Origin of the sequence: Pseudomonas sp., from assembly GCF_041601375.1 — a bacterium.
Lineage (GTDB): Bacteria > Pseudomonadota > Gammaproteobacteria > Pseudomonadales > Pseudomonadaceae > Aquipseudomonas.
This window is the reverse complement of the sequence record NZ_JBFIIG010000286.1, coordinates 1-2968: the sequence shown is the minus strand read 5'-3', so window position 1 is coordinate 2968 and position 2968 is coordinate 1. Positions and strand designations below refer to the sequence as shown.

3 protein-coding genes and 1 pseudogene are annotated in these 2968 nt (G+C 63.0%); all 4 read left to right on the top strand.

The window, feature by feature from the left end; genetic code table 11:
* Positions 1-463, top strand: a pseudogene (locus ABZE94_RS21095) (beta-ketoacyl-ACP synthase II); the annotation flags it as partial.
* On the top strand, positions 463-1278 hold the full coding sequence (gene pabC, locus ABZE94_RS21090; protein ID WP_372878135.1) for an aminodeoxychorismate lyase: 816 nt from the start codon (positions 463-465) through the stop codon (positions 1276-1278). The pseudogene ABZE94_RS21095 and the gene pabC, both read left to right, overlap by 1 nt.
* 3 nt (positions 1279-1281) lie before the next feature.
* Positions 1282-2334 (top strand): endolytic transglycosylase MltG, encoded by a 1053-nt coding sequence (gene mltG / locus ABZE94_RS21085; RefSeq protein ID WP_372878134.1) that lies wholly within the window; start codon positions 1282-1284, stop codon positions 2332-2334.
* Between the two features lie 10 nt (positions 2335-2344).
* On the top strand, positions 2345-2968 hold a 624-nt coding region (gene tmk / locus ABZE94_RS21080), incomplete at its 3' end, for a dTMP kinase (protein WP_372878132.1).

The following is a 2968-nucleotide window of genomic DNA, read 5'->3' as shown; positions in this document are numbered from 1 at the left end:
TGGCATGAGTGGCGATGCCTACCACATGACGTCGCCGCCGGAGGATGGTGCCGGTGCCGCCCGCTGCATTGCCAATGCCATGCGCGACGCCGGGCTGAATACCGATCAGGTGCAGTACATCAACGCCCACGGCACCTCGACCTCTGCGGGAGACAAGGCTGAGGTCGCGGCGATCAAGTCGGTATTTGGCGAAAATGCCTATCAGCTTGCCGTCAGCTCGACCAAGTCGATGACCGGTCACCTGCTGGGCGCGGCTGGCGCGGTCGAGGCAATCTTCAGCATCTTGGCCATTCGCGATCAGGTGGCGCCACCAACCATCAACCTGGACGAACCTGGCGAGGGCTGTGACCTCGACTTCGTTGCGCACCAGGCCAAAGCCATGCCGATCGATGTGGTGCTGTCCAACTCCTTCGGTTTTGGCGGCACCAACGGCTCGCTGGTGTTCCGCCGGTACGCCGGTTGATGCCGAGCTGGGTCGACGGTCAGCCGCTGGAGTGGCTCTCCGTCAAGGACCGTGGTCTGGCTTACGGCGATGGACTGTTCGAGACCATCGCCGTCAGTGGCGGCAATCCCACATTGCTGGAGCGGCACCTGGCACGGCTCGGCGAAGGTTGCGCGCGCCTGCTGATCGATCTCGATCTGGCGGTGGTGCGTGCAGAGCTGCTGGCGTTCAGTCGTGAACTGGGCGATGGCGTGGCGAAGTTGATCGTCACCCGCGGCGACGGTATGCGCGGTTATGCGCCGCCGCAGGCTGGCTCGCCGCGACGGATACTGCAGGGCAGCGACAAGCCAGCTTATCCGGCCGGCAACGCAGAGCTGGGTGTGCGTTTGTTCCCCTGTGCCACGCGACTGGCCGAACAACCGCTGTTGGCTGGGATCAAGCATTTGAACCGGCTCGAGCAAGTGCTCGCGCGTGCCGAGTGGCAGGACGCCGAACATGCCGAAGGCTTGATGCTGGATGCCTCGGGCCGGGTGATCGAGGGCGTCTACAGCAACCTGTTTCTATCGAAGGGTGGCGTCCTGCTCACGCCCGATCTTTCTCGTTGCGGCGTAGCCGGAGTGATGCGTGCCGAACTGCTGGCGCAGGCCCAGGCCCAGGGGATCCGCTGCGATGTGCGCGATCTCGGAGTCGATGCGTTGCTGCAGGCCGATGAAGTTTTTCTCTGCAACAGCCTCTATGGCGTCTGGCCAGTCCGTTCCCTGCAACGGCATCGGTGGTCGGTTGGCCCGCTGACCCGTAAACTGCAGGTCATAGCCCGCGATCTACTGGACAGCTGATTAGTGATACGTAAATTGTTGTTGCTGCTTGAGGGCGGTGTATTAATTGCTGGCTTGCTGGTGGCCTTTGTTGCCTGGCAGCAGCACTCGGCGCTCGAGCAACCGTTGCAGCTGAGTGAGGAGCTGATGCTCGAGGTGCCTGCAGGGGCCACGCCGGGTGGCGTACTCAATCGCCTGCAGGCTGACGGTGTCTTGCAGGATGCCTTGTGGTTGCGGCTCTACTGGCGCTTCAATCTCAGGGGGCAGCCCCTGCACAGTGGCGAGTACCGCCTCACGCCGGAACTCAGCGTGCGCGATATGCTCGGGCTGTGGCGGCGTGGCGAGGTGGTGCAGTACAGCCTGACGCTGGTGGAAGGTTGGAGTTTTCGTCAGGTTCGCACTGCCCTGGAGCGCCAAAGCAAGTTGGAGCTGACCTTGACCGGCCTGAGCGACGCCCAGTTGATGGCGCGCCTGGGCTACCCGGGCGTCAATCCGGAAGGGCGTTTCTTCCCCGATACCTACCGTTTCGTAAGTGGCATGAGCGACCTCGATCTGCTCAAGCAAGCCTACCTCCGCCTGGAACAGGTACTGGCCGAAGAGTGGCAAGAGCGCGCCGATGGCCTGCCTTATAAAGAGCCTTATGACGCCTTGATCATGGCCTCGATCATCGAAAAGGAGACCGGGGTGCCTGAGGAACGTGGCGAGATTGCCGGTGTGTTTATCCGGCGTCTGCGCATCGGCATGCGCCTGCAAACCGACCCGACGGTGATTTATGGCCTGGGTGAACGCTACAACGGCAAGTTGACGCGCGCTCACCTGCGTGAGCCGACGGCCTATAACACGTATGTGATCGATGGCATGCCGCCGACACCGATCGCCATGGTCGGGCGCGAGGCGATCCATGCCGCACTGCATCCGGTGGCGGGCAAGAGCCTGTATTTCGTCGCCCGTGGCGATGGCAGCCATGTATTCTCCAATTCCCTCGAGGCGCACAATCGTGCCGTGCGCGAGTACCAGCTCACGCGTCGCGAGGATTACCGTTCAAGCCCTGCCCCCGTGCAGTCGGACAATCAATAAAGGACAGCCTGTGAGCGGTTTGTTTATCACTCTGGAAGGCCCTGAAGGCGCTGGCAAGAGTACCAATCGCGAGTTTCTGGCCGAGCGTCTGCGCGCGCAAGGTATTGAGGTGCTGTTGACTCGCGAGCCAGGCGGTACCCCGCTGGCTGAGCGTATCCGCGAGCTGCTGTTGACGCCGAGCGATGAGCCGATGGCGGCCGATACCGAGTTGCTCTTGGTGTTCGCGGCCCGCGCCCAGCATCTGGCCCAGGTGATTCGGCCGGCGCTGGCTCGTGGCTGTGTGGTGCTCTGCGATCGTTTTACCGATGCCACCTATGCCTACCAGGGGGGCGGTCGCGGTCTGTCGGAAGCGCGTATCGCGGTGCTGGAAAGCTTCGTGCAGGGCGATCTGCGCCCGGATCTGACCCTGGTGTTCGATTTGCCGGTAGAGGTCGGCCTGGCCCGTGCTGCGGCGCGCGGCCGGCTGGATCGGTTCGAGCGGGAGGGGCGGGGGTTTTTCGAGGCGGTGCGCCAGACCTATTTGCGTCGGGCCAATGAAGAGCCGCGGCGTTATCGGATTTTGAATGCCGCGCAGTCGCTGAGTCAGGTGCAGCGGGATCTGGATGCCATGTTGGGGCAAATCGTGGAGCTGTGC

What these genes read in the sequence shown, in the direction of transcription:
- pabC (WP_372878135.1), top strand. Translation starts at nt 463, where the DNA reads ATGCCGAGCTGGGTCGACGGTCAGCCGCTGGAGTGGCTCTCCGTCAAG.